The sequence below is a fragment of the Pseudomonas sp. 05N432 genome, assembly GCF_056396945.1.
Genome location: NZ_JBFTMM010000011.1, coordinates 133,818 through 160,180, shown reverse-complemented (window position 1 = coordinate 160,180; position 26,363 = coordinate 133,818). Strand labels below are relative to the sequence as shown.

The 26,363-nt window shown below is 57.5% G+C and carries 30 protein-coding genes, 1 tRNA gene and 1 pseudogene; 5 read left to right on the top strand and 27 right to left on the bottom strand.

The window, feature by feature from the left end:
• Positions 1-19: 19 nt before the first annotated feature.
• The 16 genes from hisS to trmJ all read right to left on the bottom strand — a co-directional run bounded on the left by hisS (position 20) and on the right by trmJ (position 13,346).
• Positions 20-1,309: a histidine--tRNA ligase gene (gene hisS, locus AC1DHT_RS14100; RefSeq protein WP_427544420.1), complete on the bottom strand. Its 1,290-nt coding sequence runs from the start codon at positions 1,307-1,309 to the stop codon at positions 20-22.
• Positions 1,310-1,332: 23 nt separating this feature from the next.
• Positions 1,333-2,442, bottom strand: a complete 1,110-nt coding sequence (ispG, locus tag AC1DHT_RS14095; RefSeq protein ID WP_427533318.1) for a flavodoxin-dependent (E)-4-hydroxy-3-methylbut-2-enyl-diphosphate synthase — start codon at positions 2,440-2,442, stop codon at positions 1,333-1,335.
• A gap of 3 nt (positions 2,443-2,445) precedes the next feature.
• Complete coding sequence (locus tag AC1DHT_RS14090; RefSeq protein WP_427544423.1) at positions 2,446-3,483, bottom strand: RodZ domain-containing protein; 1,038 nt, start codon at positions 3,481-3,483, stop codon at positions 2,446-2,448.
• Positions 3,483-4,241: a type IV pilus biogenesis/stability protein PilW gene (pilW, locus tag AC1DHT_RS14085; protein WP_427544426.1), complete on the bottom strand. Its 759-nt coding sequence runs from the start codon at positions 4,239-4,241 to the stop codon at positions 3,483-3,485. The genes AC1DHT_RS14090 and pilW overlap by 1 nt, the downstream gene beginning before the upstream one ends.
• A 12-nt stretch (positions 4,242-4,253) precedes the next feature.
• Positions 4,254-5,402, bottom strand: a complete 1,149-nt coding sequence (rlmN, locus tag AC1DHT_RS14080; protein ID WP_019693463.1) for a dual-specificity RNA methyltransferase RlmN — start codon at positions 5,400-5,402, stop codon at positions 4,254-4,256.
• A gap of 28 nt (positions 5,403-5,430) precedes the next feature.
• A complete protein-coding gene (gene ndk / locus AC1DHT_RS14075) occupies positions 5,431-5,856 on the bottom strand; it encodes a nucleoside-diphosphate kinase (RefSeq protein WP_427533321.1) in 426 nt (141 codons plus the stop codon).
• A gap of 90 nt (positions 5,857-5,946) precedes the next feature.
• Positions 5,947-6,147 carry a Fe-S cluster assembly protein IscX gene (gene iscX, locus AC1DHT_RS14070; RefSeq protein ID WP_477761377.1) on the bottom strand — a complete coding sequence of 67 codons (201 nt, stop codon included), beginning with the start codon at positions 6,145-6,147 and terminating at the stop codon, positions 5,947-5,949.
• 14 nt (positions 6,148-6,161) lie between these two features.
• Positions 6,162-6,503, bottom strand: a complete 342-nt coding sequence (fdx, locus tag AC1DHT_RS14065; protein WP_054595801.1) for an ISC system 2Fe-2S type ferredoxin — start codon at positions 6,501-6,503, stop codon at positions 6,162-6,164.
• A 3-nt stretch (positions 6,504-6,506) separates the two neighbouring features.
• A complete protein-coding gene (hscA, locus tag AC1DHT_RS14060) occupies positions 6,507-8,369 on the bottom strand; it encodes a Fe-S protein assembly chaperone HscA (RefSeq protein WP_427544432.1) in 1,863 nt (620 codons plus the stop codon).
• A gap of 51 nt (positions 8,370-8,420) precedes the next feature.
• The gene (gene hscB / locus AC1DHT_RS14055) at positions 8,421-8,942 is read right to left on the bottom strand and encodes a co-chaperone HscB (RefSeq protein ID WP_427533323.1); all 522 of its coding nucleotides are present in this window, start codon (positions 8,940-8,942) and stop codon (positions 8,421-8,423) included.
• Between the two features lie 8 nt (positions 8,943-8,950).
• Positions 8,951-9,274, bottom strand: a complete 324-nt coding sequence (gene iscA / locus AC1DHT_RS14050; RefSeq protein WP_019693468.1) for an iron-sulfur cluster assembly protein IscA — start codon at positions 9,272-9,274, stop codon at positions 8,951-8,953.
• Between the two features lie 34 nt (positions 9,275-9,308).
• Complete coding sequence (iscU, locus tag AC1DHT_RS14045; RefSeq protein ID WP_003443374.1) at positions 9,309-9,695, bottom strand: Fe-S cluster assembly scaffold IscU; 387 nt, start codon at positions 9,693-9,695, stop codon at positions 9,309-9,311.
• Between the two features lie 93 nt (positions 9,696-9,788).
• A complete protein-coding gene (locus AC1DHT_RS14040) occupies positions 9,789-11,003 on the bottom strand; it encodes an IscS subfamily cysteine desulfurase (RefSeq protein WP_019693469.1) in 1,215 nt (404 codons plus the stop codon).
• Positions 11,004-11,053: 50 nt separating this feature from the next.
• On the bottom strand, positions 11,054-11,545 hold the full coding sequence (gene iscR, locus AC1DHT_RS14035) for a Fe-S cluster assembly transcriptional regulator IscR (RefSeq protein ID WP_019693470.1): 492 nt from the start codon (positions 11,543-11,545) through the stop codon (positions 11,054-11,056).
• A 251-nt stretch (positions 11,546-11,796) separates the two neighbouring features.
• Positions 11,797-12,573 (bottom strand): serine O-acetyltransferase, encoded by a 777-nt coding sequence (gene cysE / locus AC1DHT_RS14030; RefSeq protein ID WP_427543151.1) that lies wholly within the window; start codon positions 12,571-12,573, stop codon positions 11,797-11,799.
• A 2-nt stretch (positions 12,574-12,575) separates the two neighbouring features.
• Positions 12,576-13,346, bottom strand: a complete 771-nt coding sequence (gene trmJ / locus AC1DHT_RS14025) for a tRNA (cytosine(32)/uridine(32)-2'-O)-methyltransferase TrmJ (protein ID WP_427543148.1) — start codon at positions 13,344-13,346, stop codon at positions 12,576-12,578.
• Positions 13,347-13,492: 146 nt separating this feature from the next.
• Between trmJ and suhB the strand changes: the two genes are divergently transcribed.
• Positions 13,493-14,311: a type III secretion system regulator SuhB gene (gene suhB / locus AC1DHT_RS14020; protein WP_427543145.1), complete on the top strand. Its 819-nt coding sequence runs from the start codon at positions 13,493-13,495 to the stop codon at positions 14,309-14,311.
• Between the two features lie 245 nt (positions 14,312-14,556).
• On the opposite strand, the gene AC1DHT_RS14015 is transcribed toward suhB, so the two are convergent.
• From AC1DHT_RS14015 to queA, 6 genes are all read right to left on the bottom strand, one after another.
• Positions 14,557-15,111, bottom strand: coding sequence for a glycine zipper 2TM domain-containing protein (locus AC1DHT_RS14015; protein ID WP_427543142.1), 555 nt, complete (start codon positions 15,109-15,111; stop codon positions 14,557-14,559).
• A 118-nt stretch (positions 15,112-15,229) separates the two neighbouring features.
• Complete coding sequence (secF, locus tag AC1DHT_RS14010; RefSeq protein WP_477761376.1) at positions 15,230-16,144, bottom strand: protein translocase subunit SecF; 915 nt, start codon at positions 16,142-16,144, stop codon at positions 15,230-15,232.
• Positions 16,145-16,153: 9 nt separating this feature from the next.
• Positions 16,154-18,022 (bottom strand): protein translocase subunit SecD, encoded by a 1,869-nt coding sequence (secD, locus tag AC1DHT_RS14005; RefSeq protein ID WP_427543136.1) that lies wholly within the window; start codon positions 18,020-18,022, stop codon positions 16,154-16,156.
• Between the two features lie 63 nt (positions 18,023-18,085).
• Positions 18,086-18,421 carry a preprotein translocase subunit YajC gene (yajC, locus tag AC1DHT_RS14000; RefSeq protein ID WP_019693477.1) on the bottom strand — a complete coding sequence of 112 codons (336 nt, stop codon included), beginning with the start codon at positions 18,419-18,421 and terminating at the stop codon, positions 18,086-18,088.
• A gap of 43 nt (positions 18,422-18,464) precedes the next feature.
• Positions 18,465-19,580, bottom strand: a complete 1,116-nt coding sequence (gene tgt, locus AC1DHT_RS13995) for a tRNA guanosine(34) transglycosylase Tgt (protein WP_162130405.1) — start codon at positions 19,578-19,580, stop codon at positions 18,465-18,467.
• A 14-nt stretch (positions 19,581-19,594) separates the two neighbouring features.
• Positions 19,595-20,659 (bottom strand): tRNA preQ1(34) S-adenosylmethionine ribosyltransferase-isomerase QueA, encoded by a 1,065-nt coding sequence (gene queA / locus AC1DHT_RS13990; protein WP_442114774.1) that lies wholly within the window; start codon positions 20,657-20,659, stop codon positions 19,595-19,597.
• Between the two features lie 107 nt (positions 20,660-20,766).
• On the opposite strand from queA, the gene AC1DHT_RS13985 reads away from it, so the two are divergent.
• Positions 20,767-20,851 (top strand) — tRNA-Leu (locus tag AC1DHT_RS13985).
• A gap of 167 nt (positions 20,852-21,018) precedes the next feature.
• The gene (locus AC1DHT_RS13980; RefSeq protein ID WP_347929007.1) at positions 21,019-21,348 is read left to right on the top strand and encodes a hypothetical protein; all 330 of its coding nucleotides are present in this window, start codon (positions 21,019-21,021) and stop codon (positions 21,346-21,348) included.
• A gap of 227 nt (positions 21,349-21,575) precedes the next feature.
• Here the strand turns inward: AC1DHT_RS13980 and AC1DHT_RS13975 are convergent, their stop codons facing one another.
• The 3 genes from AC1DHT_RS13975 to AC1DHT_RS13965 are packed head-to-tail and all read right to left on the bottom strand — an operon-like array spanning position 21,576 to position 23,255.
• The gene (locus AC1DHT_RS13975; RefSeq protein ID WP_427543130.1) at positions 21,576-21,932 is read right to left on the bottom strand and encodes a DUF7079 family protein; all 357 of its coding nucleotides are present in this window, start codon (positions 21,930-21,932) and stop codon (positions 21,576-21,578) included.
• Positions 21,917-22,699, bottom strand: a complete 783-nt coding sequence (locus tag AC1DHT_RS13970) for a hypothetical protein (protein ID WP_427543127.1) — start codon at positions 22,697-22,699, stop codon at positions 21,917-21,919. The genes AC1DHT_RS13975 and AC1DHT_RS13970 overlap by 16 nt, the downstream gene beginning before the upstream one ends.
• 10 nt (positions 22,700-22,709) lie before the next feature.
• Complete coding sequence (locus AC1DHT_RS13965; RefSeq protein ID WP_427543124.1) at positions 22,710-23,255, bottom strand: PAAR domain-containing protein; 546 nt, start codon at positions 23,253-23,255, stop codon at positions 22,710-22,712.
• Between the two features lie 189 nt (positions 23,256-23,444).
• On the opposite strand from AC1DHT_RS13965, the pseudogene AC1DHT_RS13960 reads away from it, so the two are divergent.
• Positions 23,445-23,629: pseudogene (locus AC1DHT_RS13960) on the top strand (hypothetical protein); the annotation flags it as partial.
• A gap of 144 nt (positions 23,630-23,773) precedes the next feature.
• On the top strand, positions 23,774-24,274 hold the full coding sequence (locus AC1DHT_RS13955) for a DUF3916 domain-containing protein (RefSeq protein WP_427543121.1): 501 nt from the start codon (positions 23,774-23,776) through the stop codon (positions 24,272-24,274).
• Between the two features lie 283 nt (positions 24,275-24,557).
• On the opposite strand, the gene AC1DHT_RS13950 is transcribed toward AC1DHT_RS13955, so the two are convergent.
• Both AC1DHT_RS13950 and AC1DHT_RS13945 read right to left on the bottom strand, forming a co-directional pair.
• Positions 24,558-24,734, bottom strand: coding sequence for a hypothetical protein (locus AC1DHT_RS13950; protein WP_427543118.1), 177 nt, complete (start codon positions 24,732-24,734; stop codon positions 24,558-24,560).
• 16 nt (positions 24,735-24,750) lie between these two features.
• Positions 24,751-26,349 carry an anti-phage dCTP deaminase gene (locus tag AC1DHT_RS13945; RefSeq protein WP_427543154.1) on the bottom strand — a complete coding sequence of 533 codons (1,599 nt, stop codon included), beginning with the start codon at positions 26,347-26,349 and terminating at the stop codon, positions 24,751-24,753.
• Positions 26,350-26,363: the final 14 nt, after the last annotated feature.

Below are 26,363 nucleotides of genomic sequence, written 5' to 3'. Positions count from 1 at the left end.
AATCGGCTGTTTGACAGCTTCAACCCTGCACGACGCAGGTGGCCAGGTGAGCGGCAAGCGCATCCCAGGCAATGCTTTGTTGTTCGCCCTGGCCACGCAGGGGTTTGAAACCTACCACTTGCTGGGCCATTTCGTCGTCACCGAGGATCAATGCGTATAGCGCACCGCTCTTGTCGGCCTTCTTGAACTGACTTTTGAAGCTGCCCGCGCCGGCATTGATCTGCAGGCGCAGGTTTGGCAACTGATCACGAACCCGCTCGCTCAGTGTCAGAGCGGCCAGTTCGGCAGCCTCACCGAAGGCGCACAGGTAGACGTCAACCTGCCGGGAGATTTCTTCCGGGATCTGCTCCAGGGTTTCGAGCATCAGCACCAGGCGCTCGATGCCCATGGCGAAACCAACGCCCGGCGTCGGCTTGCCGCCCATCTGCTCGACCAGGCCATCGTAACGGCCACCCGCGCAGACAGTGCCCTGGGCGCCGAGTTTGTCGGTGACCCATTCGAATACGGTTTTGCTGTAGTAATCCAGCCCGCGCACCAGCTTCGGGTTGATCACGTAAGGAATGCCGGCTGCGTCCAGACGCGCCTTGAGGCCCTCGAAGTGCACGCGGGATTCTTCATCGAGGTAGTCGGCCATCTTCGGTGCATCGACCAGCGCCGCCTGGGTATCGGGGTTCTTGGTATCGAGCACTCGCAGCGGGTTGGTTTTCAAGCGGCGCTGGCTGTCTTCGTCCAGTTGGTCCAGGCGTGCCGTCAGGTACTCCACCAGCGCATCGCGATAACGAGCGCGAGAGGCGCTGGTGCCCAGGCTGTTGAGCTCAAGCTTGACCGCGTCACGGATACCCAGCTCGCCCCACAGGCGCCAGGTCAGCACGATCAGTTCGGCGTCGATGTCCGGACCATCAAGGTTGAAAACTTCGCAACCGATCTGGTGGAACTGACGATAACGGCCTTTTTGCGGACGCTCGTGGCGGAACATCGGGCCGATGTACCAGAGTTTCTGCACCTGGCCACCGCCGGAGATGCCGTGCTCAAGCACTGCACGTACGCAGGCTGCCGTGCCTTCAGGACGCAGGGTCAGCGAGTCGCCGTTACGGTCCTCGAAGGTGTACATCTCTTTTTCGACGATGTCGGTCACTTCACCGATGGAGCGTTTGAACAGCTCGGTGAACTCGACGATCGGCGTGCGAATCTGCTTGTAACCGTAGTTATCCAGCAGACGCGAAACGGTGCCCTCGAAGTGACGCCACAGCGGGGTCTGTTCGGGCAGGATGTCGTTCATGCCACGTATGGCTTGCAGAGACTTGCTCACTATAAATCCTTAAATTCGTTCGATCAGCCGCGCGCGATCAGCGCTGCGTCGGCTTCGACCTTTTCGGCCGCTTTCTGGCGGATCAACCTTTCCAGCTCATCCACCAGATTGTCATTCGTCAATTTCTGCGACGGCTTGCCATCGATGTAAATCAGGTTCGGCGTACCGCCAGTCAGGCCGATATGGGCCTCTTTGGCTTCGCCGGGACCGTTGACCACGCAACCGATGACCGCGACATCCAGCGGCACCAACAGATCTTCGAGGCGCCCTTCCAGTTCGTTCATGGTTTTCACCACATCGAAGTTCTGCCGCGAGCAGCTCGGGCAGGCGATGAAGTTGATGCCACGGGAACGCAGATGCAGGGACTTGAGAATGTCGTAGCCGACTTTCACTTCCTCGACCGGGTCAGCCGCCAACGAGATGCGAATAGTATCGCCAATCCCTTCGGCGAGCAGCATACCGAGGCCCACGGCGGATTTCACTGTGCCTGAACGCAAACCGCCGGCTTCAGTGATGCCCAGGTGCAGTGGCTGCACGATTTCCTTGGCCAGCAGGCGATAGGCTTCGACGGCCATGAACACGTCGGAGGCCTTCACGCTGACCTTGAAGTCCTGGAAGTTCAGGCGTTCAAGGTGCTCGACGTGACGCAGGGCCGACTCGACCAGCGCGGCCGGTGTCGGTTCGCCGTATTTCTTCTGCAGGTCTTTTTCCAGCGAACCGGCGTTGACGCCGATCCGGATCGGAATCCCGCGGTCACGGGCAGCATCGACCACCGCGCGCACACGGTCTTCACGACCGATGTTGCCCGGGTTGATCCGCAGGCAATCGACGCCCAGTTCGGCTACGCGCAAGGCGATCTTGTAGTCGAAGTGAATGTCGGCAACCAACGGCACCTTGACCAGTTGCTTGATTCGACCGAAGGCTTCCGCCGCGTCCATGTCCGGAACGGAAACCCGCACGATGTCGACACCAGCCGCTTCCAGACGATTGATCTGGGCCACGGTGGCAGCAACGTCATTGGTGTCGCTGTTGGTCATGCTCTGTACAGCGATAGGCGCATCACCGCCCACCGGTACCGAACCAACCCAGATCTTGCGGGATTCGCGACGTTTGATTGGAGATTCGCCGTGCATGACTTATTGACCCAACTTCAGGCGAGCAGTCTCGCCACTGGTGAACGGAGCTACATCGACCACTTGCCCGTTGTAGCTGACCTGCGCGCCACGGGCGTAGCCCAGGCGTACTGTAAACGGTGGTTTACCGCTGACGTCGGCGGTTTCGCCCTTACGCTTGAGACCGCTCAACAGCACTTTGCCGTTGCCATCGGTGACTTGCGTCCAGCAATTGGCAGAGAACTGAATCTGCACCTTACCCGCGCCGGCAACCGGAGTGGCCGGAGCAGCAGCCGAAGCGGCAGGTGCTGGCACGGCAGCCACGACGGGCGCTGGCGCAACAGCCACAACCGGGGCCGCTGGCGTCGCAACAACCGGGGCAGGCGCGGTACGCACTGGAGCAACAACCGGGGCCGTCGGTGCAACCACCGGGGCGACCGGAGCAGCTGGCGTCGGCGCTTCGGCATTTGTCTGAACTTCGGCAGTCGCCTGGCCTTCCGGCAATGCCAGAGGCGTGCCGGCTTCGACCTGGCCTTCTACCACGGCCTGATCTTCCGGCTCGTCGAGCGGATGGATCTGCGTGGTGCCATCGGCGCCTTCGACTTCGACGTGTTCCGGGCTCAGACCGATCAGGTCCTTGGTGCGCAGCGAGGTTTGATCCTGCCACCAGACAAAACCGCCCCCCACCACGGCCATCAGCAACAACAGGCTGACGATGCGCAAAATGGTGTGGGAGACCCGCGATGGCTCCTCGATACGCCCAAGGCTGTGCACGTTGCTGCCCTGGGAGTCGGTGCCGGTGTGCTGGTCGAATTGCTGGACCAGAACGGCCTGGTCCATGCCGAGCAATTTGGCGTAGGCGCGGATATAGCCGCGAGCAAAGGTATGCCCCGGCAGCTTGTCGAAAGCGCCGTCTTCCAGATTCTTCAAGGAATTAGCGGTGAGATTGAGCTTGAGCGCTACTTCCGCCAGCGACCAACCATTGCTTTCGCGGGCCTGACGCAGGGTCTCTCCGGGGTTTACGCGAGTCGCTGCTACAACTTCTGGATGCGCCGCTTTCATCATTGCTCCGACAGGTATTGCTGATATTCCGGCGTACCGGGATAGAGTCGTTTTAATTGCAGGCCAAAACTGGCGGCCTTGTCGCGATCGTCGAACACTTTGGCCAGCCGAACGCCGAGCAATAGACTACGTGCATTTTGCTCGGCGAGCAGGCTAAAACGATCGTAATAGTCACGCGCGGGCACATAATGCCTGTCTTCGTACGACAACTCAGCCATTTCCAGCAACGCACGTGGCTGTTGACGGTTCAGGCGCAGGGCTTTTTCCAGGTGCTGCCGGGCCAAGTCACGCTGACCGAGCATTGAAGCCGTCATGCCGAGGTTCTCGAAAACCCGCGAACGCTCCGGATAAAGGCTATCGGCAGCCGCTTGTTCAAAGCGCTCGTAAGCTTCTTTGTAACGTTTCTCTTCAAAGAGAAAGCTGCCGTAGTTGTTCAGGATACGAGCATCGCCAGGACGAGCGGACAATGCCTTGCGAAAATGCTGATCCGCGAGTTCAGGTTCCATCTCGGCCTGAAACACCAGGCCCAATGCTGCGTTGGAATCCGGGTCGGCGCTATCCAGTTCGAGGGCCTTCTTCAACGGGACTTTCGCCCGTTCGGTCATGCCCTGCTGCAGATACCCCACGCCCAACTGCACATACGCAGCACGCGCCTCATCGCGCCCCTTGCTGGTTTTCATCGGATTGAAATCACCCGACAGAACACAACCAGCCGACAGGCTGGCGAACAGCAGAAGCAGCGCTAGGCGCAGTGACATAGAGATCCTCTCTTAAGTACGATTCGCAGCGTCTTGCGGCATATCGTTGTCGGCGCTCAACTCACGCACGGCGATATAACGTTCGCTACGACGGGTGCGATCCAGCACCTGTCCTACCAATTGGCCACACGCAGCGTCGATGTCTTCGCCACGGGTGGTGCGCACGGTGACATTGAAGCCAGCGTGATGAAGTTGATCCTGGAAACGACGGATGGCGTTGTTGCTCGGCCGCTCGTAACCGGAATGAGGGAACGGGTTGAACGGGATCAGGTTGATCTTGCAAGGCGTGTCCTTGAGCAACTCGATCATTTCAACCGCATGCTCGACCTTGTCATTGATGTCCTTGAGCAAGGTGTACTCGATGGTCAGCACGCGCTTTTCGCCCAGGGACGACATGTAGCGGCGGCAGGACTCGAGGAGCATTTTCAGCGGGTACTTCTTGTTGATCGGTACCAACTGGTTACGCAGCGCATCGTTCGGTGCGTGCAGGGACAACGCCAGGGAGACGTCGATGTGCTTGGACAGCTCATCGATCATCGGCACCACGCCGGAGGTCGACAGGGTCACGCGGCGCTTGGAAATGCCGTAGCCCAGGTCGTCCATCATCAGGTGCATGGCGGCAACGACGTTGTCGAAGTTCAGCAGCGGCTCACCCATGCCCATCATCACCACGTTGGTGATGGCACGGTCGGCGGTTGCCGGGATGCTGCCGAACGATTTATTGGCAATCCACACCTGGCCGATGACTTCGGCGGCGGTGAGGTTGCTGTTGAAACCTTGCTTGCCGGTGGAGCAGAAACTGCAATCCAGGGCACAGCCTGCCTGGGACGAAACGCACAGAGTGCCGCGCTTGCCCTGGGGAATGTAGACGGTCTCGACGCAGCTGCCGGACGCCACGCGCACCACCCACTTGCGGGTGCCGTCGCTGGAGATGTCCTCGCTGACCACTTCGGGGCCGCGAACTTCGGCAATCGCCTTGAGCTTGTCGCGCAAGGCCTTGCTGACGTTCGTCATGGCGTCGAAATCATCGACGCCAAGGTGGTGAATCCACTTCATTACCTGACTGGCACGGAAACGCTTCTCCCCGATTGAGTCGAAGAATTTTTCCATTTCCGGCTGAGTCAGACCCAGCAGGTTAGTTTTTGCAGTCGATGTAGTCATGGATTCACCTTCACTCATAAGCCAGTGCTTAGCGAGTGGTTACTTCAGTAGCTGCGAAGAAGTACGAGATTTCGCGAGCAGCAGCGGCTTCGGAGTCCGAACCGTGCACAGCGTTGGCGTCGATGGAGTCAGCGAAGTCAGCGCGGATGGTACCGGCAGCAGCTTCTTTAGGGTTGGTAGCGCCCATCAGCTCACGGTTCAGAGCGATAGCGTTTTCGCCTTCCAGAACCTGAACGACAACCGGACCGGAGATCATGAAAGCAACCAGGTCGCCGAAGAAACCGCGCTCTTTGTGCTCAGCGTAGAAGCCTTCAGCTTCAGCTTTGGACAGCTGCTTCATTTTCGAAGCTACAACGCGCAGGCCAGCTTTTTCGAAACGAGTGGTGATCTCGCCGATGACGTTTTTTGCAACTGCATCAGGCTTGATGATGGAGAAAGTACGTTGAACAGCCATGGTGTAACTCCAGAAACGGTAATTTGCGAAAAATTAAACCCGCGAATTATACGCGGGTTCTTGGGTATTGCCTAACGGCGTACAGTGCGTTCAGTCTGCTTCTTCGATCCAGGCCGCTTGAATCGCTTCAAGTACCTTCTCGCCACCGCGGGYCGGATCATCACTGAACTCCGGCAGAGCCATGACCCAGCTGTGCAGATCGACGAAGTTCACGTAACGCGGATCCACATCCGGCTTGCTGTCAGCCAGCTGGATCGCGATTTCCAGCACATCAACCCATTTAAGACTCATGCCAGTTCCTTGAATCAGTGCGGCGCTTCGGCAGCGTGGTTGAGCGAGTATTTAGGAATTTCAACGGTCAGGTCTTCAGTCCCGACGATTGCCTGACAGGTCAGGCGCGACTGCGCTTCCAGACCCCAGGCCCGATCAAGATAGTCCTCTTCCAGCTCATCGGCCTCATTCAGCGAGTCAAAGCCTTCGCGAATGATGCAGTGGCAGGTGGTGCAGGCACAGACGCCGCCGCAGGCGCTCTCGATCTCGATATGGTTCTCATGAGCCACTTCGAGAATGGACTTGCCGGTCTCAGCCTCTACGACCATTCCGTCCGGGCAATGCTCGGCGTGTGGCAGAAAAATGATCTGCGGCATCAGTTATTCCTCGATTTCATTCAGGTTGCGCCCCGCCAGAGCGGCTTTCACCGTCGAGTCCAGGCGGCGGGCAGCAAAGGCATCGGTCACTTGCGACAGACGCTTGGTCTGCTGCTCGATGGCGTAACCATCGGTGCCTTTCATCAATTCGGTCAGTTCCTGCATCTGCAATTCGATGACCATGCGTTCTTCGGCGTCGAGCAGGCGCTCGCCGTCGACATCGAGGGCGCCCTGCACCGCTTCGATCAAACGCTGGGCATCGACCTGCTGTTCACGCAGTACGCGGGCGACCTTGTCGTCGTTGGCGTGCTGGAACGAATCCTTGAGCATGCGGGCGATTTCGCCGTCGGTCAGGCCGTAGGACGGCTTGACCTGAATGCTCGCCTCGACGCCCGAACCCAATTCGCGGGCAGCCACGCTGAGCAAGCCATCGGCATCGACCTGGAAGGTCACGCGAATCTTCGCCGCACCTGCGACCATGGCCGGAATGCCGCGCAATTCGAAGCGCGCCAGAGAACGGCAATCGCTGATCAGCTCGCGCTCGCCCTGCAGCACATGAATCATCATGGCCGACTGGCCGTCTTTATAAGTCGTGAAGTCCTGAGCGCGAGCGACCGGGATGGTGGTGTTACGCGGAATCACCTTCTCCATCAGACCGCCCATGGTTTCCAGCCCCAGGGACAACGGAATCACGTCGAGCAGCAGCAGTTCGTCGCCATCGCGCTTGTTGCCCGCCAGGGTATCGGCCTGGATCGCAGCACCAATGGCCACCACTTGATCCGGATCGATCTCGGTCAGCGGCTGACGACCAAAGGCTTCAGCTACGGCGTCGCGAACACGCGGCACGCGGGTCGAACCGCCGACCATCACCACCGCTTTCACGTCTTCCAGTTCAACACCGGAATCACGCACGGCGCGACGACAGGCTTTCAGGCTGCGAGCAACCATCGGCTCGATCAGCGCATCAAAGGCTTCGCGGGTCAGCTCGGATTTCCAGTCGTTATAAACGACTTCAACCGTCGCGGCATTCGTCAGGGCTTCCTTGGCCGCGCAAGCGGTTTGCAGCAGATGACGCTGCGCACCCGGATCGAGGTCGGCAGACAGGCCCGCGCGCTCGATGATCCAGCCAGCAATCGCGTGATCGAAGTCATCGCCGCCCAGGGCACTGTCGCCACCGGTCGCCAGCACTTCAAAGACACCGCCGGTCAGACGCAGAATCGAAATATCGAAAGTGCCGCCGCCCAGGTCGTAAATGGCAACCAGGCCTTCAGCATGCTGATCCAGACCGTAAGCCACCGCCGCAGCGGTTGGCTCGTTGAGCAAACGCAGCACGTTCAGACCGGCCAGCTTGGCCGCATCCTTGGTTGCCTGGCGCTGTGCGTCATCGAAGTAAGCCGGAACGGTAATCACCGCGCCAACCAGTTCGCCGCCCAGCGTCAACTCGGCGCGCTGACGCAACACCTTGAGGATATCGGCGGACACTTCGACCGGGCTTTTCGGCCCTTGCACAGTGTCGATGAACGGCATGTGCGACTCGCCATCGACAAAGCGGTACGGCAGCTGCTCGCCCAATTGCTTGACGTCGGACAGACCACGACCCATCAAGCGCTTGACCGACAACACCGTGTTCAGCGGATCGGTAGCGGCTGCCAGCTTGGCGGACTCGCCGACCTCGACACGGTCAGCGTGATAGCGCACCGCAGACGGCAGGATCACCTGCCCGTCAGCGTCGGCCAGTGGCTCGGAAAGACCACTGCGCAACGCAGCGACCAGCGAATTGGTAGTGCCCAAGTCGATCCCCACAGCCAGACGACGCTGGTGCGGTTGAGGACTTTGGCCGGGTTCGGCGATCTGCAGTAGGGCCATCGTTATCAGGACTTATCTGTATATCAGGCGTGCGACCGAGGCGGCACTGGGTTAATCGTCGAGGCGCTCTTCTAACTGGCGCACTTCGTAGGTGAGCTTGTCGAGGAACTGCATGCGCCGCATCAGGCGTTCGGCCTGTTCACGCTGCACTGCATCATTCCAGCAAGCTGCGAAGCTTTCGTTCAGTACATCCTGAGCGACCTTCAGGCGGCGCTTGAATACCACAATCCCGGCCAGATCGGCACTGTCTTGCAGGTCTTCGAGCTCTTCGCGCCATTGCATCTGCTGCAGAAGAAATTCCGGATCATGCACCGTGACCTCCAGCGGCAGCTCGCGACCACCCATGGCGAGCAGGTAACGCGCGCGCTTGGGGGGACTTTTGAGCGTCTGGTAGGCCTCGTTGAGGCTAGCGGATTGCTCTAGCGCCAGCCGTTGCTCACGCTCGGAAGCGTCAGCAAAGCGGTCTGGATGAACGCTGCGCGCCAACTCACGGTAGCGCGTAGCCAGCTGGTCGAGGTCCAGATTGAAGCTCGGTTGCAGCTCAAATAAAGCGAAATGACAAGGAGTACCCACGAGCAGCCTCAGATGTTGAAGCTTTCGCCGCAGCCACATTCACCGCGCACGTTGGGATTGTTGAACTTGAAGCCTTCGTTCAACCCTTCCTTGACGAAATCGAGCTCGGTGCCGTCCAGGTAAGCCAGGCTTTTCGGATCGATGATCACTTTCTCGCCATGACTGACGAAGACCTGATCGTCGGCCCCTACCTCATCGACAAACTCCAGCACGTAGGCAAGGCCGGAACAGCCCGTGGTGCGAACACCCAGACGAATCCCATCACCCTTGCCGCGCCCGTCGAGGGAGCGTCGCACGTGTTGAGCAGCCGCTTCTGTCATGCTGATAGCCATCGGTGACTCCTTACTCGTCGCCAATACTTGAAAGTCAGATCAAGCCTTTCTTCTGCTTGTAATCGCGAACGGCAGCCTTGATGGCGTCTTCAGCGAGTACCGAGCAGTGGATTTTCACTGGCGGCAAGGCCAGTTCTTCAGCCAGCTGGGTGTTCTTGATGGTCTCGGCTTCGTCCAGAGTCTTGCCCTTCATCCACTCGGTAGCGAGGGAGCTGGAGGCAATGGCAGAGCCGCAGCCGTAGGTCTTGAACTTGGCGTCTTCGATGATGCCTTGCTCGTTGACCTTGATTTGCAGGCGCATAACGTCGCCGCACGCCGGAGCGCCGACCATGCCGGTGCCGACATCAGGATCTTCCGCGTCCATCTTGCCGACGTTGCGCGGGTTCTCGTAGTGGTCGATGACCTTTTCGCTGTAAGCCATGATTAATCCTCACTCATCAGAGAGTCGCTCTTGGGGCCCTGCAAGCCAGCTTTTCAACTGGGTTACAGAGCCCGTGTACGGCGACTTAATTCGTTAGTGTGCCGCCCACTCGATTTTCGAAATGTCGACGCCGTCTTTGTACATGTCCCACAGCGGCGACAGAGCGCGCAGCTTGGTGACGGCCTCGCAGACTTTCTGCGCGGCATAATCGATTTCTTCTTCGGTGGTGAAGCGGCCGAAGGTGAAGCGAATCGAGCTGTGTGCCAGTTCGTCGTTGCGGCCCAGGGCGCGCAGTACGTACGAAGGCTCAAGCGACGCCGAGGTACAGGCCGAACCGGACGATACCGCCAGGTCCTTGAGCGCCATGATCAGCGACTCGCCTTCAACGTAGTTGAAGCTCAGGTTCAGGTTGTGCGGAACGCGGGCGGTCAGGCTGCCGTTGACGTACAGCTCTTCGAGGCCTTCGACCTGCTTGAAGAAACGGTCGCTCAGGGCTTTGATCCGAACGTTTTCGGCAGCCATGTCTTCCTTGGCCACACGGAACGCTTCGCCCATGCCAACGATCTGGTGAGTGGCCAGGGTGCCGGAACGCATGCCACGCTCGTGACCGCCGCCGTGCATGGTCGCTTCAAGGCGAACACGCGGCTTGCGGCTGACGTACAGCGCGCCGATGCCTTTAGGACCGTAGGTCTTGTGGGCCGAGAAGGACATCAGGTCGACTTTCAGCTTTTGCAGGTCGATCTCGACCTTGCCGGTGGACTGCGCAGCGTCGACGTGGAACAGGATGCCCTTGGAACGGGTCAGTTCACCGATGGCTGCGATGTCGTTGATGGTGCCGATTTCGTTGTTCACGTGCATGACCGACACCAGGATGGTGTCATCGCGCAGCGCGGCTTCGATCATTTCAGGCGTTACCAGACCGTCTTCACGAGGATCGAGGTAGGTCACTTCGAAACCTTCGCGCTCCAGTTGGCGCATGGTGTCGAGGACCGCCTTGTGTTCGATCTTGGTGGTGATCAGGTGCTTGCCCTTGGTGCTGTAGAAATGCGCGACACCCTTGATTGCCAGGTTGTCGGACTCGGTGGCACCGGAGGTCCAGACGATTTCACGCGGGTCGGCGTTGACCAGGTCGGCGACCTGGCGGCGAGCGTTTTCGACCGATTCTTCGGCTTTCCAGCCGAACACGTGGGAGCGGGACGCCGGGTTACCGAAGTTTCCGTCGACCAGCAGGCATTCACTCATCTTTTGCGCGACACGCGGATCAACCGGGGTGGTCGCAGAGTAATCAAGGTAAATCGGCAATTTCATGGACTCTCTCCTAAATCAGGCTGGCTGGCGTGCCGCTAGCTCTTTGGCTGTCATTCGACGGCGGACGCTTCGATCTTGTCCAGACGCGGTGTCTTGCTGTTGCAACGACGCTGGTCCTGACGCTGGGCTACTTCTTGCACTTCACGGCGAGTGACAAGGTCAGCCAAGCTGATACCGCTCAGAAATTCGTGGATTTGCAGGCTCAGATCACACCACAAGTGGTGGGTCAGACAGGTGTCGCCGCCATGGCAATCACCCAGTCCCTGGCATTTGGTTGCATCGACCGATTCGTTGACCGCATCGATCACCTGAGCGACCTGGATGCCCTGCATGTCACGCGACAGCTGGTAGCCACCGCCTGGTCCGCGGACACTGGAAACCAGATTGCTGCGGCGCAATTTGGCGAAGAGCTGTTCGAGGTAGGACAGGGAAATGCCTTGGCGCTCAGAGATATCGGCCAGGGACACCGGGCCATGTTGCGCGTGCAACGCCAGGTCAAGCATGGCGGTGACAGCGTATCGGCCTTTTGTAGTCAGTCGCATGGACAATTACCACGGAGTTACGGGATGGGGGCGAGTATGCAATTCCCGAGTATTCAAGTCAACTATAAGACCTAGTACTTTAGTCAGGTTTACCCGCAAAAGAGCGCGCGCACTATAACAAAGGCTGGAGGTGATCGACCAGCAAATGCGCGTTATCGTTCTTCGCGAGCAAGCCCGCTCCCACACTTGATCTGCGCAACACCAGAGATCCAGTGTGGGAGCGAGCCTGCTCGCGATGGGGCCACCCCGGTTTAGCTGGCCTGACTTTCATCCTTGCCTTTTACACAGGCGAAGTCTTCTTCGCGCAGCTCAGGCAAGTCCTTGGCACAGTAAGGGCTGCCCAGATCCTTGAGCGCGCCGCACATGTCTTCCAGTCGACCATCGACCGCTTGCAGGTGATCCAGCAACTGACCGATGGCACGCGCCACCGGGTCCGGCATGTCTTCGCTGACGCCGTAGGCATCAAAACCAATCTTCTCGGCCATGGCCTTGCGCCTGGCTTCCAGCTCATCATCGGACTTGACGATGATCCGCCCTGGAATCCCGACCACTGTCGCTCCTGCCGGAACAGCCTTGGTCACAACCGCATTGGAACCCACCTTGGCACCCGCGCCCACGGTGAATGGCCCCAACACCTTGGCGCCCGCCCCTACCACTACGCCGTCTTCCAGCGTCGGGTGGCGCTTGCCTTTGTTCCAGCTGGTACCACCGAGGGTCACGCCTTGATACAGCGTCACGTCATTGCCGATTTCGGCGGTTTCGCCGATGACAATGCCCATGCCATGGTCAATAAAGAAGCGACGGCCGACCTTGGCCCCAGGATGGATCTCGATCCCGGTCAACCAGCGGCCGAAGTTCGATACCAACCGCGCCAGCCATTTCCAGCCCATGCCCCATAACGCCGACGACAGGCGATGAATCCAGATGGCGTGCATGCCCGGGTAGCAGGTCAACACCTCAAACGCATTACGTGCCGCCGGGTCACGGTGGAAAACGCTCTGGATATCTTCACGCAAACGCTCGAACATCATTAATCCTTCCGTTTAAGAAGCTCACCACGGGCCGCTTTCTGGGTTTCCGTGAGGATGCCACGCAAAATATTCATTTCCGCCCGGCTGACCGAGCTTCGTCCGTACAACCGGCGCAGGCGCGCCATCAAGTGCCGTGGTTTTTCCGGATCGAGAAACTCGATGGCCACCAGCGTTTGCTCCAGGTGCTCATAGAATCGCTCCAGCTCATCCATGGTCGCCAGCTCGCCACTTTTGGTGGACGCGACTTCTTCCTTCTCGATCTTGCTTGGCTGACCTTCAGCCGCCAGCCAGGACATGCGCACTTCATAACTCAACACCTGCACCGCTGCCCCAAGGTTCAGCGAGCTGAACTCAGGGTCTGATGGAATGTGCACGTGATAATGACATCGCTGCAGCTCTTCATTGGTCAGGCCGGAATCTTCACGGCCAAAGACCAAAGCAATCTCGGCGCCTTGAGCTGCTTCCTCAACCGCTTTCGTCCCGCATTCACGGGGATCGAGCAGCGGCCAAGGGATACGACGGTCACGCGCACTGGTGCCCAGCACCAGGTTGCAACCGACCAGCGCATCTTCCAGCGTGGCGACGACTTGGGCGTTTTCCAGGATGTCACCGGCACCGGACGCTCGCGCATCGGCTTCGTGATGGGGGAACAGGCGCGGCTCGACCAGCACCAGTCGCGACAGCCCCATGTTCTTCATGGCACGCGCAGCCCCGCCGATATTCCCCGGATGGCTGGTATTGACCAGGACGACACGAATGTTCTGCAGCAAGGGAGGCGCTCTCTGACAGGGAAATTAGGGAGCAAATCTTACAGTTCCTCCTACCGTTAAGCTATGAAAGCGAACGTCGACCTTCACCTGTAGAAACTTTCTGATAGAATGCTCGGCTTTCTTTAACAACCTTAGGTGACACATCCATGCAGCCCATGCTGAATATCGCGCTGCGCGCCGCCCGCAGCGCCAGTGAATTGATTTTCCGCTCCATCGAGCGCCTGGATACCATCAAGGTCGACGAAAAAGACGCCAAGGACTACGTGTCCGAAGTGGATCGCGCTGCCGAACAGAAAATCATCGACGCACTGCGCAAGGCCTACCCGAATCATTCGATCATGGGTGAAGAGACCGGCATGCACGCCGGCTCCGGGATCGAAGGCGAAGAATACCTGTGGATCATCGATCCACTGGACGGCACCACCAACTTCCTGCGCGGCATTCCTCACTTCGCTGTCAGCATCGCCTGCAAATACCGCGGTCGCCTGGAGCACGCTGTTGTTCTGGACCCGGTTCGCCAGGAAGAATTCACCGCCAGCCGTGGTCGCGGTGCCCAACTGAACGGTCGTCGCCTGCGCGTCAGCGGTCGCACCAGCCTGGACGGCGCCCTGCTGGGTACCGGCTTCCCGTTCCGTGACGACCAGATGGACAACCTCGACAACTACCTGGGCATGTTCCGCGCCTTGGTTGGCCAGACCGCCGGCATCCGCCGCGCTGGCGCAGCGAGCCTGGACCTGGCTTATGTAGCTGCCGGCCGTTTCGACGCTTTCTGGGAGTCGGGCCTGTCCGAGTGGGACATGGCGGCAGGCGCCCTGCTGATCCAGGAAGCTGGCGGCCTGGTGAGCGACTTCACCGGCGGTCACGACTTCCTTGAAAAAGGCCACGTCGTTGCCGGCAACACCAAATGCTTCAAAGCAGTACTGACGGCCATCCAGCCGCACCTGCCAGCCTCGCTGAAACGCTAAACGCCAGGCACAAAAAAGCACCCTCCGGGGTGCTTTTTTTATGCCTGAAATCTGCCCCCGCAAACACCACATCCCCAATGTGGGAGCGAGCCTGCTCGCGATAGCGGTATGTCAGCCAACATCAATGTTGAATGTTAGATAGCTATCGCGAGCAGGCTCGCTCCCACAGGGAATGAGGGGTGGGGCATGAATCCCGGGCATAAAAAAGCACCCGTTCGGGTGCTTTTTTGAGTCTGGGATTCAGCTTATTTCTGAGCGGGCTGGTTCTGGCCGAGGATCAGATGACCGTCCTTGTCGACCGGGATCTGGTTGCCCGGATCACGATCCATCCGCACTTTGCCTTCCTTGCCGCCCAGCGAATACCGAACGTCATAGCCTACGAGCTTGTCGCTGACGTCATTGACCGTCTCGCAACGTCTTTGCATCGTGGTGGAGGTATCACGCTCCTGCATGCCCTCCTGCACCCGGTTACCGGCGTAACCGCCGCCAACTGCACCGGCGACCGTGGCGAGCTTCTTGCCATTACCGCCACCGACCATGTTGCCCAACAAACCACCGCCGACCGCACCGATCACCGTACCGAGGATCTGATGCTCATCCTTCACCGGCGCCTGCCGGGTCACAGGCACATCCCTGCACACTTCACGCGGAGTCTTGATCTGTGTTTTGACAGGCTCGACTGCCAGTACTTGCGCATACTCAGGTCCGCCGCTTTTTACCAGGCTGTAGGTGGCAACAGCGCCTCCGGCAGTGACACCGACAGCACCCAATACCGCACCAACCAGTAACGACTTGTTCACTTGAACCTCCTGACCATCACATGCGGGACGTGCCCGCGCCTTTCCAAACCTTGGAGCATAAAAAAAGGCGCGAGTTCAATACTCGCGCCTTCTGGTTATAACGAGAGGAAATAACGCCTCAAGGACGGTCGTCCACTTCCTTCTCGGTATTGGCCGGAGGAATCAGGTCCTCGCTGCTCAGGTTCAGCCAGATCAGCACCACGTTGGCGATGTAGATCGACGAGTAAGTACCCGCCAGAACACCGATAAACAGCGCAATGGAGAAACCGAACAGGTTGTCACCACCGAAAAACAGCAGCGCGGAGATCGCCAGCAAGGTGGAGATCGACGTCGCCATGGTCCGCAGCAGGGTTTGCGTGGTCGAGATGTTGATGTTCTCGATCRGGCTGGCCTTGCGCAACACCCGGAAGTTCTCACGAACCCGGTCAAATACCACAATGGTGTCGTTGAGCGAGTAACCGATGATCGCCAGCACCGCCGCCAGTACCGTCAGGTCGAAGGTGACCTGGAAGAACGACAGGATACCGATGGTCACGATCACGTCGTGGATCAGCGAGACAATCGCACCGACCGCGAACTTCCACTGAAAGCGGAACGCCAGGTAGATCAGAATGCCGCCCAGCGCCATCAGCATGCCGAGGCCGCCCTGGTCGCGCAGTTCTTCACCCACCTGCGGACCGACGAACTCGACGCGCTTGACCACAGCCGGGTTGTCGCCGCCGACTTTCTGCAGCGCTTCAGCGACCTGGTGACCCAGTTGCGGGTCTTCGCCAGGCATGCGCACCAGCAGATCGGTGGTCGCGCCGAAGCTCTGAACGATCGCTTCGTGATAACCCGCCTCAGTCAGCTGGGAACGAACTTTCAAGACGTCGGCCGGACGCTCGTAGGTCAGCTCGATGAGCGTACCGCCAGTGAAGTCCAGACCGTAGTTCATGCCCTTGTGGAAGCAGCTGAACAACGCCAGAGCGGTAAGGAACAATGTGACGCCGAACGCAACGTTGCGAACGCCCATGAAGTTGATAGTACGTAACATGGCAGCCCCTTAAATCCACAACTTCTTGAAGTCACGACCGCCGAAGATCAGGTTGACCATCGCGCGGGTCACCATGATGGCCGTGAACATCGAGGTAAAGATCCCGAGGGACATGGTCACTGCGAAACCTTTGACCGGACCGGTGCCCATGGCAAAGAGGATGCCGCCGACCAACAGGGTGGTCAGGTTGGCGTCGAGAATCGCGGTGAATGCCCGGCCGAAGCCTTCGTTGATTGCCCGCTGCACGGTCATGCCGGCCGCGATCTCTTCACGTATCCGCGAGAAGATCAGTACGTTGGCGTCGACCGCCATACCCATGGTCAAGACGATACCGGCGATACCTGGCAGGGTCAGCGTTGCCCCCAGCAGCGACATCAAGGCCAGCAGCAACACCATGTTCACCGCCAGTGCAACCGTGGCGATCAAACCGAAGAAGCGGTAGATGGCCATGATGAACAGAGAAACGAACAGCATGCCCCACAGCGACGCATCGATACCCTTGGTGATGTTGTCAGCACCCAGGCTTGGACCGATGGTGCGTTCTTCAGCAAAGTACATCGGTGCCGCCAGGCCACCGGCGCGCAGCAGCAAGGCCAGCTCCGAGGACTCGCCCTGACCGTTCAGGCCAGTGATGCGGAACTGAGCACCCAGCGGCGACTGAATGGTCGCCAGGCTGATGATCTTCTTCTCTTCCTTGAAGCTCTGGACCGGCACGTCTTTCTCAACGCCGTTGACCATCTGCTTGACGTAAGTCGTCACCGGGCGTTGCTCGATGAAGATCACCGCCATGCTGCGACCGACGTTGGAGCGCGTCGCACGGTTCATCAGCTCACCGCCGTGACCGTCCAGACGAATGTTCACTTCCGGCGTACCGTGCTCACCGAAACCAGCCTTGGCGTCAGTTACCTGGTCGCCAGTGATGATCAGGCCACGCTCGATTTGCGCAGGAGGACGCTTGCCCTCACGGAACTCGAAGGTCTCGGAAGTGGCTTTCGAAGCACCCGGCTCTGCCGCCAGACGGAACTCCAGGTTGGCCGTCTTGCCGAGGATACGCTTGGCTTCGGCAGTGTCTTGCACGCCTGGCAGCTCAACCACGATGCGGTTGGCACCCTGACGTTGAACGATCGGTTCGGCAACACCCAGCTCGTTGACGCGGTTACGCACCGTGGTCAAGTTCTGCTTGATGGAGTATTCGCGGATTTCCGCCAGCTTGGCCGGGGTCATCGCCAGACGCAGTACCGATTGACCATTGAGGTCGGCCGGAACAATGTCGAAATCGTTGAAGTTCTTGCGGATCAGCGCGCGAGCCTCTTCGCGGGAAGCGTCATCACTGAAGCCCAGCTGAATGGCGCCATTGATCTGCGGCAGGCTGCGATAGCGCAGTTTCTCTTTACGCAGCAGGCTCTTGACGTCGCCTTCGTAGACTTTCAGGCGGGCGTCGAGGGCTTTTTCCATGTCCACTTCGAGCAGGAAGTGCACACCACCGGACAAGTCCAGACCCAGCTTCATCGGATGCGCGCCGACAGTGCGCAGCCATTGCGGAGTGGTTTGTGCCAGGTTCAGTGCGACGACGTAGTCATCACCCAGCGCCTTGCGCACGACGTCTTTGGCTGGCAGTTGGTCTTCCGCCTTGGTCAGGCGCAACAGACCGCCCTTGCCATTGGCCGACAGAGTGGCCGCCTTGACGTTGATCCCGGCATCGTTGAGCGCTTTGCTTACACGATCCAGATCAGCCTGATTGACCTGCAGCGCAGTGCTTGCACCGCTGACCTGAATGGCCGGATCGTCAGGATAAAGATTGGGAGCGGAATAAATCAGACCGACCGCCAGCACCGCCAGGATCAGAATGTATTTCCACAGAGGGTATTTGTTCAGCATCACGCCGCCCGCTTATGACGCGGGGCGCCTTGCGCGCCCCGTCGATTGAGTAGAAGTTGAAACTTAGATCGCTTTTAGCGTGCCTTTTGGCAGCGTGGCGGCAATGGCGCCCTTTTGGAATTTCATTTCGACAGTGTCGGAAACTTCCAGAACAACGAAATCATCTGCCACTTTAGTGATCTTGCCGGCAATACCACCGGTGGTCACAACTTCGTCGCCTTTCTGCAGGCTGCTCAGCAGGTTCTTCTGCTCTTTGGCGCGCTTGGCCTGTGGACGCCAGATCATCAGGTAGAAGATGACCAGGAAGCCGACCAGGAAAATCCACTCAAAGCCGCCGCCCATTGGGCCTGCCGCAGGGGCACCAGCATCAGCCATGGCATTAGAGATAAAAAAGCTCATTTAGCACTCCAGTTGCAAATGTTGAATCTTGGGGTCAGAAAACTCAGTCCAAAGGCGGTACGGGTAACCCGCGTTTGGCGTAGAAGGCATCGACAAAGGCGGCCAATGTACCCTGTTGAATAGCCTCGCGCAAACCAGCCATAAGTACCTGGTAATGGCGCAAATTGTGGATGGTATTCAACATGCTACCCAGCATTTCTCCACACTTGTCCAGATGGTGCAGATAAGCACGGGAGAAGTTCTGGCAGGTATAGCAATCGCAGGTCGGATCGAGCGGCGAATCATCATGGCGATGAAACGCGTTACGGATCTTCAGCACGCCAGTATCAATGAACAAGTGCCCATTGCGGGCATTACGGGTTGGCATCACGCAATCGAACATGTCCACACCGCGGCGCACACCCTCAACCAAGTCTTCCGGTTTGCCAACGCCCATAAGGTAACGAGGTTTGTCAGCCGGCATCTGGCCTGGCAGATAATCCAGCACCTTGATCATCTCGTGCTTGGGCTCGCCGACCGACAGACCGCCGATCGCCAGGCCGTCAAAACCGATCTTGTCGAGGCCTTCCAGGGAGCGCATGCGCAGGTCCTGGTGCATGCCGCCCTGAACGATGCCGAACAGCGCCGCCGTGTTGTCGCCATGAGCGTTTTTCGAACGCTGGGCCCAGCGCAACGACAGCTCCATGGACACCCGCGCCACATCTTCATCGGCCGGGTACGGCGTGCATTCGTCGAAAATCATCACGATGTCGGAGCCCAGGTCGCGCTGAACCTGCATCGACTCTTCCGGGCCCATGAACACTTTCGCGCCATCCACCGGAGAAGCGAAGGTCACGCCCTCCTCCTTGATCTTGCGCATGGCGCCCAGGCTGAACACCTGGAAACCGCCGGAGTCGGTCAGAATCGGGCCTTTCCACTGCATGAAATCGTGCAGGTCGCCGTGCTTCTTGATCACTTCGGTACCAGGACGCAGCCACAGGTGAAAGGTGTTGCCCAAAATGATCTCGGCGCCGGTCGCCTCGATATCCCGCGGCAACATGCCCTTGACCGTGCCGTACGTGCCGACCGGCATGAAGGCCGGGGTTTCGACAGTGCCACGCGGGAACGTCAGGCGACCACGGCGAGCCTTGCCGTCAGTGGCCAGCAATTCGAAAGACATACGACTTTTACGACTCATTCTTGATCCTCAGGGGCCAAACCCTTGGGGGCAGTTGGCGCAGGATTACGGGTGATGAACATCGCATCACCGTAGCTGAAAAAGCGGTATCCATGCTCGACGGCGGCCTTGTAGGCGGCCATGGTCTCGGGATAACCGGCGAACGCCGAAACCAGCATCAACAGCGTGGATTCGGGCAAATGAAAGTTGGTGACCAGGGCATCGACCACATGGAACGGCCGGCCTGGGTAGATAAAGATATCGGTGTCGCCGCTGAACGGCTTGAGCACGCCATCGCGCGCCGCGCTTTCCAGCGAACGCACGCTGGTGGTCCCCACCGCCACCACGCGCCCACCCCGCGCACGGCACGCAGCAACCGCATCCACCACGTCCTGGCCGACTTCCAGCCATTCACTGTGCATGTGGTGATCTTCGATCTTCTCGACCCGCACCGGCTGAAAGGTGCCCGCGCCGACGTGCAAGGTCACGAACGCGGTCTCGATACCCTTGGCGGCAATCGCCTCGAGCAACGGCTGATCGAAATGCAGCCCCGCCGTCGGTGCCGCCACCGCGCCCAAACGCTCGGCGTAGACCGTCTGATAACGCTCGCGGTCCGAGCCTTCGTCCGGGCGGTCTATATAAGGAGGCAACGGCATGTGCCCGACGCGGTCGAGCAACGGCAGCACTTCTTCGGCGAACCCCAGTTCGAACAACGCATCGTGACGCGCGAGCATTTCAGCTTCGCCACCGCCGTCGATGAGGATCTTGGAACCCGGCTTCGGCGACTTGCTGGAACGCACATGGGCCAGCACGCGATGACTGTCGAGCACCCGCTCGACCAGAATTTCCAGCTTGCCGCCGGAAGCTTTCTGGCCAAACAGCCGCGCCGGAATCACCCGGGTATTGTTGAACACCATCAAATCGCCCGGGCGCAAATGCTCAAGCAAATCAGTGAATTGACGGTGCGCCAGAGCGCCGCTGACCCCATCCAGGGTCAACAGGCGACTGCCGCGCCGCTCAGCCAAAGGGTGGCGAGCGATCAGCGAATCAGGGAGTTCGAAAGTAAAGTCAGCAACGCGCATGATGGGGTTCGTCTAGCAGGGCCGGGAAGTCTAGCGGAAATAGTGAAAATTCTCCATGTACCTGATTGACCGACGGTTATCTCATCTCTATACTTCGCCGCCATTGAGCCCTGATGGCGGAATTGGTAGACGCGGCGGATTCAAAATCCGTTTTCGAAAGGAGTGGGAGTTCGAGTCTCCCTCGGGGCACCAAAATTAAGAAAGGTCTTGCTTAGCAAGGCCTTTTTTTTCGCCTATAGAAAAGCCACCCCGCCCCCGTGGGAGCTGCCGAAGGTTCGGGCCGCGTTCGGACGATCTTTTGATCCTGCTTCTCTTCCACACCCCTTGACCGGCGGACCATTTCACAAGGATTCCCCTCCATGGAATTACCCCTGGAAACAGTCGCCCTCTTCTCCCTAAAACTCGCCTACGAAACGGAAGACCAAAGCCCGATCCTGCGCGACGACCTGATGATGGGCGACTACCAGCGGGACGTATTCGGCTTGCTGGTACGCAGAGGTGATGTCGAGACCATCAAGGTCAAAGTGGCTGAATGCGTGGGGCTGGCGCTTGAGGCGATTGGTGGGGCTGGTACGCCGCTGGGTCGAGAGCTGGATAGATTGTCGGGAGATTTCAGCGCTGCGCAGACGCTGGAGCAGCTTGATAGTCCGCTGATTGCGCTTAAGGATTATTTGAAAGATATTCAGTGAGTGATCGGGTTGGGGGCAGCTTGCCCCCTTTTCACCGACTGATACTGGGCAGGGGTTTGGCTGATGTGAGAATGGACCTGTCCCCCACTGGTGGAAAGTCGAGCACGGCTCCGAAGTGGTTGAAAGCAGGCTGAAAAAGTAAGATCGCTTCATCTGAAAAAGGGCCCAAACGGGCCCTTTTTGTTGATAGCTACAAGTCGAAAAAATCCAAACTTCTCACTGCGAGCTCACAGCCTGCTGACGATTTCCTTCCAGATATACCCGTAGTTGTATTCCAGCCAGCGGACAAGCAGCTTGTCGAACTGCCTACGAAACCAATTGTTTCTCCTGGCCGCGTATCTTTCTTCAATCATGGCGTTGAGGGAGTCGGGATCGAAGCCTGTCCATACTGTTGGAAGGGCTGCCGCAATATTGGTGTAGCACACTGGCGCGACTTCGGAGTAAAGGATCTCGTAGAGGGTTTGAGGATCAACACCTCTCACCTGCCTTGCTATGTAGTCGTAATCAACCGGAAAATCATTGAACGGATCCGAGAGTGCGACTCTAATTTTTGTCAGTTCAGGCTGACTTAAAAAATGTTCCAATGCGAGAACTCCTCTAATTCCTCATCGAGCGAGTCCGCTGCGGTTTGGCCGGCGAAACCACCGGCAACAGTTCCAACAATTACAACTGCAAATGCACAGATCGGAGCGCCTGGCCCACAGAAGGCGCTGACTCCAAGCCCAGCCAAAATACCACCCGCCGCACCGCCACCCATTATGAGGCCCTGACGTGCCGTTTCTTTTACTTTATTTTCTGCATTCAGAATTTGATAAGTAGCCAGAGCAGCGGTCACCAAAATGCCAAGTTTGCCCATGAGCTGCATTTTTTTAGTGCCCTGCGTAAATTTGACATCATCGCGCCCTGCCGCTTCCAAAATTGTGTAATGAACCTTGTTCTGTTCCGCTGGAGAAAGGAAGTCGTAATTTTTTTTGAAAAGATCGTTGGAGTAACGATCAAAAAGCTTCTGCAGATCTCTGCCACCCGCCTTCTTTTTTTGGACGACAGCCAAGCCCTGCGCAGAGGTGACCTTGCGGTGTTCCATCAAGATCTTGTTTCGCATCTCGTTGCTGAACTGCACACCCTCTCGCGCCGTAATTTTCCCGGCCTTCACATCCTCCAGCGTCTGCTGTGACATACGCTTTATGTTTTTCGTATAGCTCGCCCTTACTTTTTCGTCAGAGATCGCGTCTAGAGAGAATCTCAGTGCAGTGCCCTCCATCAGCTCTAACGCCTTGTCGAGTGGAGAGTCTTGTAAGGCATGCTCACGCTGAACAACATAGCTGCCGGTGACGAGATACGGCTCGGTCATAGGATGTTCCTTATCCTAGAATTCTGTTCAAAAAGCTCTCTGTGAGAGACGAGGAAACCATAGGCGCCTCGTCTTCGAATTTGAGCATCACGCATGTCTTACCGGACGTGTTCGAAAACTTCACCGCGTTGTCTTTATCGAATACACCAGGCAGTGATGAGCCATCCTCGAAATGCGCGATGCACGACAAGCCCTCGTAGCTTTCTTCAGCAGGGATTCTGAAGCCGATCCAGCGCGCGTAACCAGCTAATGGCGTGGGAGGTACAAACTCGCAGGGTGTATGGCTATCTCCGATTATCACCGTCCCCGACCCGCCAACTACGATGCCGCCGTGGGCGCCACCGGTGTCGATGGTTGCGGCATTCCTGCCGTTGATGAACACAGTCGAAGACAACCCTGATGAAAGCGCACTACCGCAAGTGCAGGTGTCGCCCTGACTCGCAGCGGGAAGACCGTCAAAAAACACGTCAGGAGAACCTGTCGCAATGGGATTGCTACCGTGCCCCGGCAACGGACAACTGTATGGATCACTCTTACGCGCTGCTGGCTTAGCCACTATGACCTCCTGTCAAAAATCCTTGTGAGCGTCGTAACCTAGCAGAACAGCTCGCCCATTAGGAATCGTCGTGACGATGGTCGTATGCAAATTCAGCGTTCAGCGCACACTAGAACTGATCGGAGCGTGAACTCAGAATTGGCTATGAAACGCAGAAGAAACCGCTTTTCATTGCAAAAGCCAAAGGCCGCTTTGCTGGTACGCAGAGGTGATATCGAGACCATTAAAGTCAAAGTGGCTTAATGCGTGGGGCTGGTACGCCGCTGGGTCGGGAGCTGGATAGATTGTCGGGAGATTTCAGCGCTGCGCAGACGCTGGAGCAGCTTGATAGTCCGCTGATTGCGCTTAAGGATTATTTGAAAGATATTCAGTGAATGATCGGGTTGGGGGCAGCTTGCCCCCTTTTCATGGACTGATACTGGGCAGGGCTTTGGCTGATATGAAAGTGGCCCCATCCACTTTTCCATTGCGCCAGCAGACAACAACGAAAGACTTTTCGGCATCACAAGGACGTATCAATGCGGCAAATCGCCCTCAGCAACAAGCCACTCAGAGGCATTCCCCGCCGCCTTCGCGCTCTGGAACGCTGGGCCTCCAGTTTTCGCGACGAGTTTCACCCGCGATCCGTGCACATGGAGCGCTACACACACTGGAAGATCCCGGTGCACGCAGCCCTGGTCCAAGGCCCTCAAGCCAGGATCGAAGTTCAGGCCTTCTGCATTCAGCAACTGCTCGAAGCCGCTAGACACCTGTCCAACGCTGCTGACCGCTCACAAGGTTATTACCGGGTCGCTTGTCTGCTGGTGTGGCCATGGGTTCATCAGAGCGAGATCACCCTCTTCTATGACCGGGACTATTATCTGGGTTTTCTCGGTGAAACCAACACGCTCAAGCCCGAGCGGATCAGTGATGCTCTTGCGCTGCACACACCAGCGCATTTCATTGAGCATGGGCATGACGTAACTCAACCTGACGATGAGGTCGCAGTACAGTGGTGGTGCATCGGGGAACCGGCCTGACGTGGAGAAAAGGGGGGGGGACTAATTTGTTCTCTGCACTAGGACGGGGCTGCTGGAAAAAATAAATCTGAGAATCATCTGAAAAAAGGCCCTAACGGGTCCTTTTTGTTGAAAGCCTCGAGTCAAAATAACAAATTTTCCATTACAAGCTCAATCAAACCCTCATCACCTGCAGTGTACAGCATCCTGCTCAGTCACTATCTAAGCGTGACAAGTTAATATAAAGCCGCTAACAATAAAACAGCGGTAGCTATATTAATCCGAGACACCTAAATTTAAGGGATCATCGGGTGTTACGATTTTTCGTGCCAGATGCTGACTCTTGTTTCTCGTTAGAATCGCGAACAATAAAACTGACGGAGTTTTCAAGTTTCAGCCCAGATCTAATTGACTCGGGCCACTCTTGCATGGCTTGTTGAGCCTTGATCACTTGCTGCGCCAAAACACTTGACTTTTTCATGTTCCCCGCTCCGTATTCAGTCTGCTGAGAGTTTAACATTAAGTTTAGCAAGAAGGTTTGGAATTTCACGACCGACTATCAGTTGCTCCAGCTGAAGGTAGGTGTCGATATACCGCACGATACGGGGCTGATGGCCCATTTCCCGCCAGTCTACGGCCCTCCCATCATCATCTTTACGCGGCCGACTTGGCTCGAATATTTCTTGATACTGACGTGGCGCGATGCCTTGGAACGGCTCAAAATTCACCTGCGTTCTCGACGCGGTCGGGGCATCAATGCTAATCGAGTCCTGATGCAACTGTTTGGCTTTGCTCTTCGGATACGGCTCAATATAAACGACACGCTTGATACCACTCGCCACAATATGCCGAGCACACATATGACAAGGAAATGTCGTGCAATACAACGTCGCTCCAGCGACGGATACCCCTAAGCGCGCGGCGGACATCAGCGCAGCCATTTCAGCATGAACGCTCCTGCCAAACTCTAGGATATTCATTATCCTAGTGTTCTTAAGTATTTTTTTGTCCGCCCCGGAAATCAAATTTTGCACCAGTGAGCTAATATCTTTTTCTGTTGCCTTGGCAGAGAGTAAACCATTTGTATTTAGGCGCTCGAGCATTTCCCCCAAAACCTGTACCCGCTCGTCTGCCATTGAGTCGATACCTTTTTGGAAATCACGGGCGTCATCTTTATCCCCCGGCCAATACAAATCACCTCCAGACTTAGGGACGTCGTTGCATCCTACTGCAATAATATCTCCCTCTGGCTTCAAGATAGCAGCGCCAACTTGCCGGTTTAGATCCGCTGACCGCAGCGCGGCAGATCTGGCGTGATAAATGCCATGCTCGTCACGTGAGGGTGTGAGAAAGGAACTTCCAAATATGAGTTGTAGAAAACGACCTATTTGAAAATCTATAGTTGATTTGCTCCTCCCGTCGACAAAGAGGTCCGCCAGGGGAAAAGCATCTTTTACATCTTGGCCGAGAGGGATGCTTTCTTCCTGCTCATCCTTTTGAACTAACGCTTCGGCAATCGCACGAGGGTTAGTTCCCACTCCAAACTGGGATCTACTTATTTTTTCAGATAAGGCGGTTACGCGGACATCGCGAGGTGAGTAGACAGAAATAAGAAAAAATCCTTTCCCGTACACGGCCCGGAGCATTTCAACTTCTTTAGGATGCTTCAAGGACCTCAAAATGAACGCGTGTCTTGAGGGCTCCCCTCCGCTGTGGTCATCTCGAAGCTGCCGGATTGCCGCTAGTCCCAGCATCGCTACTGCGGCACCCTCGTTGCCCTCAACCCTGAGTCTCGTACCCGCTTCCATGAGCGCAGCTATGCGTTCAGCTTCAGGCTTCGAGTTGTGAGAAGTATCAAAAAAACTTTCTATCTGCTCGCTGAGCCTGACGACATGAGGAGTGTACTCAAGGCCATTAAGCTGGCTTTTCAATACCGCGATAACGGGGTCAAGGTTTACGCCAATCGGCCCCACTAACCCAAAGACCAGCTCGGGGTCTTTCTTTGGCGTTAACGAGGAGACCTCCACTTCGGCGGACGATTCCTGACCAGATTTTCGCCGATTTCGGTTTCTGCCTTCTGGGGATTTTCCGGCCATCACATCACCAAATC

What these genes read in the sequence shown, in the direction of transcription:
- ispG (WP_427533318.1), bottom strand. Translation starts at nt 2,442, where the DNA reads ATGCACGGCGAATCTCCAATCAAACGTCGCGAATCCCGCAAGATCTGG.
- AC1DHT_RS14090 (WP_427544423.1), bottom strand. Translation starts at nt 3,483, where the DNA reads ATGAAAGCGGCGCATCCAGAAGTTGTAGCAGCGACTCGCGTAAACCCC.
- pilW (WP_427544426.1), bottom strand. Translation starts at nt 4,241, where the DNA reads ATGTCACTGCGCCTAGCGCTGCTTCTGCTGTTCGCCAGCCTGTCGGCT.
- rlmN (WP_019693463.1), bottom strand. Translation starts at nt 5,402, where the DNA reads ATGACTACATCGACTGCAAAAACTAACCTGCTGGGTCTGACTCAGCCG.
- ndk (WP_427533321.1), bottom strand. Translation starts at nt 5,856, where the DNA reads ATGGCTGTTCAACGTACTTTCTCCATCATCAAGCCTGATGCAGTTGCA.
- fdx (WP_054595801.1), bottom strand. Translation starts at nt 6,503, where the DNA reads ATGCCGCAGATCATTTTTCTGCCACACGCCGAGCATTGCCCGGACGGA.
- hscA (WP_427544432.1), bottom strand. Translation starts at nt 8,369, where the DNA reads ATGGCCCTACTGCAGATCGCCGAACCCGGCCAAAGTCCTCAACCGCAC.
- iscA (WP_019693468.1), bottom strand. Translation starts at nt 9,274, where the DNA reads ATGGCTATCAGCATGACAGAAGCGGCTGCTCAACACGTGCGACGCTCC.
- iscU (WP_003443374.1), bottom strand. Translation starts at nt 9,695, where the DNA reads ATGGCTTACAGCGAAAAGGTCATCGACCACTACGAGAACCCGCGCAAC.
- AC1DHT_RS14040 (WP_019693469.1), bottom strand. Translation starts at nt 11,003, where the DNA reads ATGAAATTGCCGATTTACCTTGATTACTCTGCGACCACCCCGGTTGAT.
- iscR (WP_019693470.1), bottom strand. Translation starts at nt 11,545, where the DNA reads ATGCGACTGACTACAAAAGGCCGATACGCTGTCACCGCCATGCTTGAC.
- cysE (WP_427543151.1), bottom strand. Translation starts at nt 12,573, where the DNA reads ATGTTCGAGCGTTTGCGTGAAGATATCCAGAGCGTTTTCCACCGTGAC.
- suhB (WP_427543145.1), top strand. Translation starts at nt 13,493, where the DNA reads ATGCAGCCCATGCTGAATATCGCGCTGCGCGCCGCCCGCAGCGCCAGT.
- secD (WP_427543136.1), bottom strand. Translation starts at nt 18,022, where the DNA reads ATGCTGAACAAATACCCTCTGTGGAAATACATTCTGATCCTGGCGGTG.
- yajC (WP_019693477.1), bottom strand. Translation starts at nt 18,421, where the DNA reads ATGAGCTTTTTTATCTCTAATGCCATGGCTGATGCTGGTGCCCCTGCG.
- tgt (WP_162130405.1), bottom strand. Translation starts at nt 19,580, where the DNA reads ATGTCTTTCGAATTGCTGGCCACTGACGGCAAGGCTCGCCGTGGTCGC.
- queA (WP_442114774.1), bottom strand. Translation starts at nt 20,659, where the DNA reads ATGCGCGTTGCTGACTTTACTTTCGAACTCCCTGATTCGCTGATCGCT.
- AC1DHT_RS13980 (WP_347929007.1), top strand. Translation starts at nt 21,019, where the DNA reads ATGGAATTACCCCTGGAAACAGTCGCCCTCTTCTCCCTAAAACTCGCC.
- AC1DHT_RS13970 (WP_427543127.1), bottom strand. Translation starts at nt 22,699, where the DNA reads ATGACCGAGCCGTATCTCGTCACCGGCAGCTATGTTGTTCAGCGTGAG.
- AC1DHT_RS13955 (WP_427543121.1), top strand. Translation starts at nt 23,774, where the DNA reads ATGCGGCAAATCGCCCTCAGCAACAAGCCACTCAGAGGCATTCCCCGC.
- AC1DHT_RS13950 (WP_427543118.1), bottom strand. Translation starts at nt 24,734, where the DNA reads ATGAAAAAGTCAAGTGTTTTGGCGCAGCAAGTGATCAAGGCTCAACAA.
- AC1DHT_RS13945 (WP_427543154.1), bottom strand. Translation starts at nt 26,349, where the DNA reads ATGGCCGGAAAATCCCCAGAAGGCAGAAACCGAAATCGGCGAAAATCT.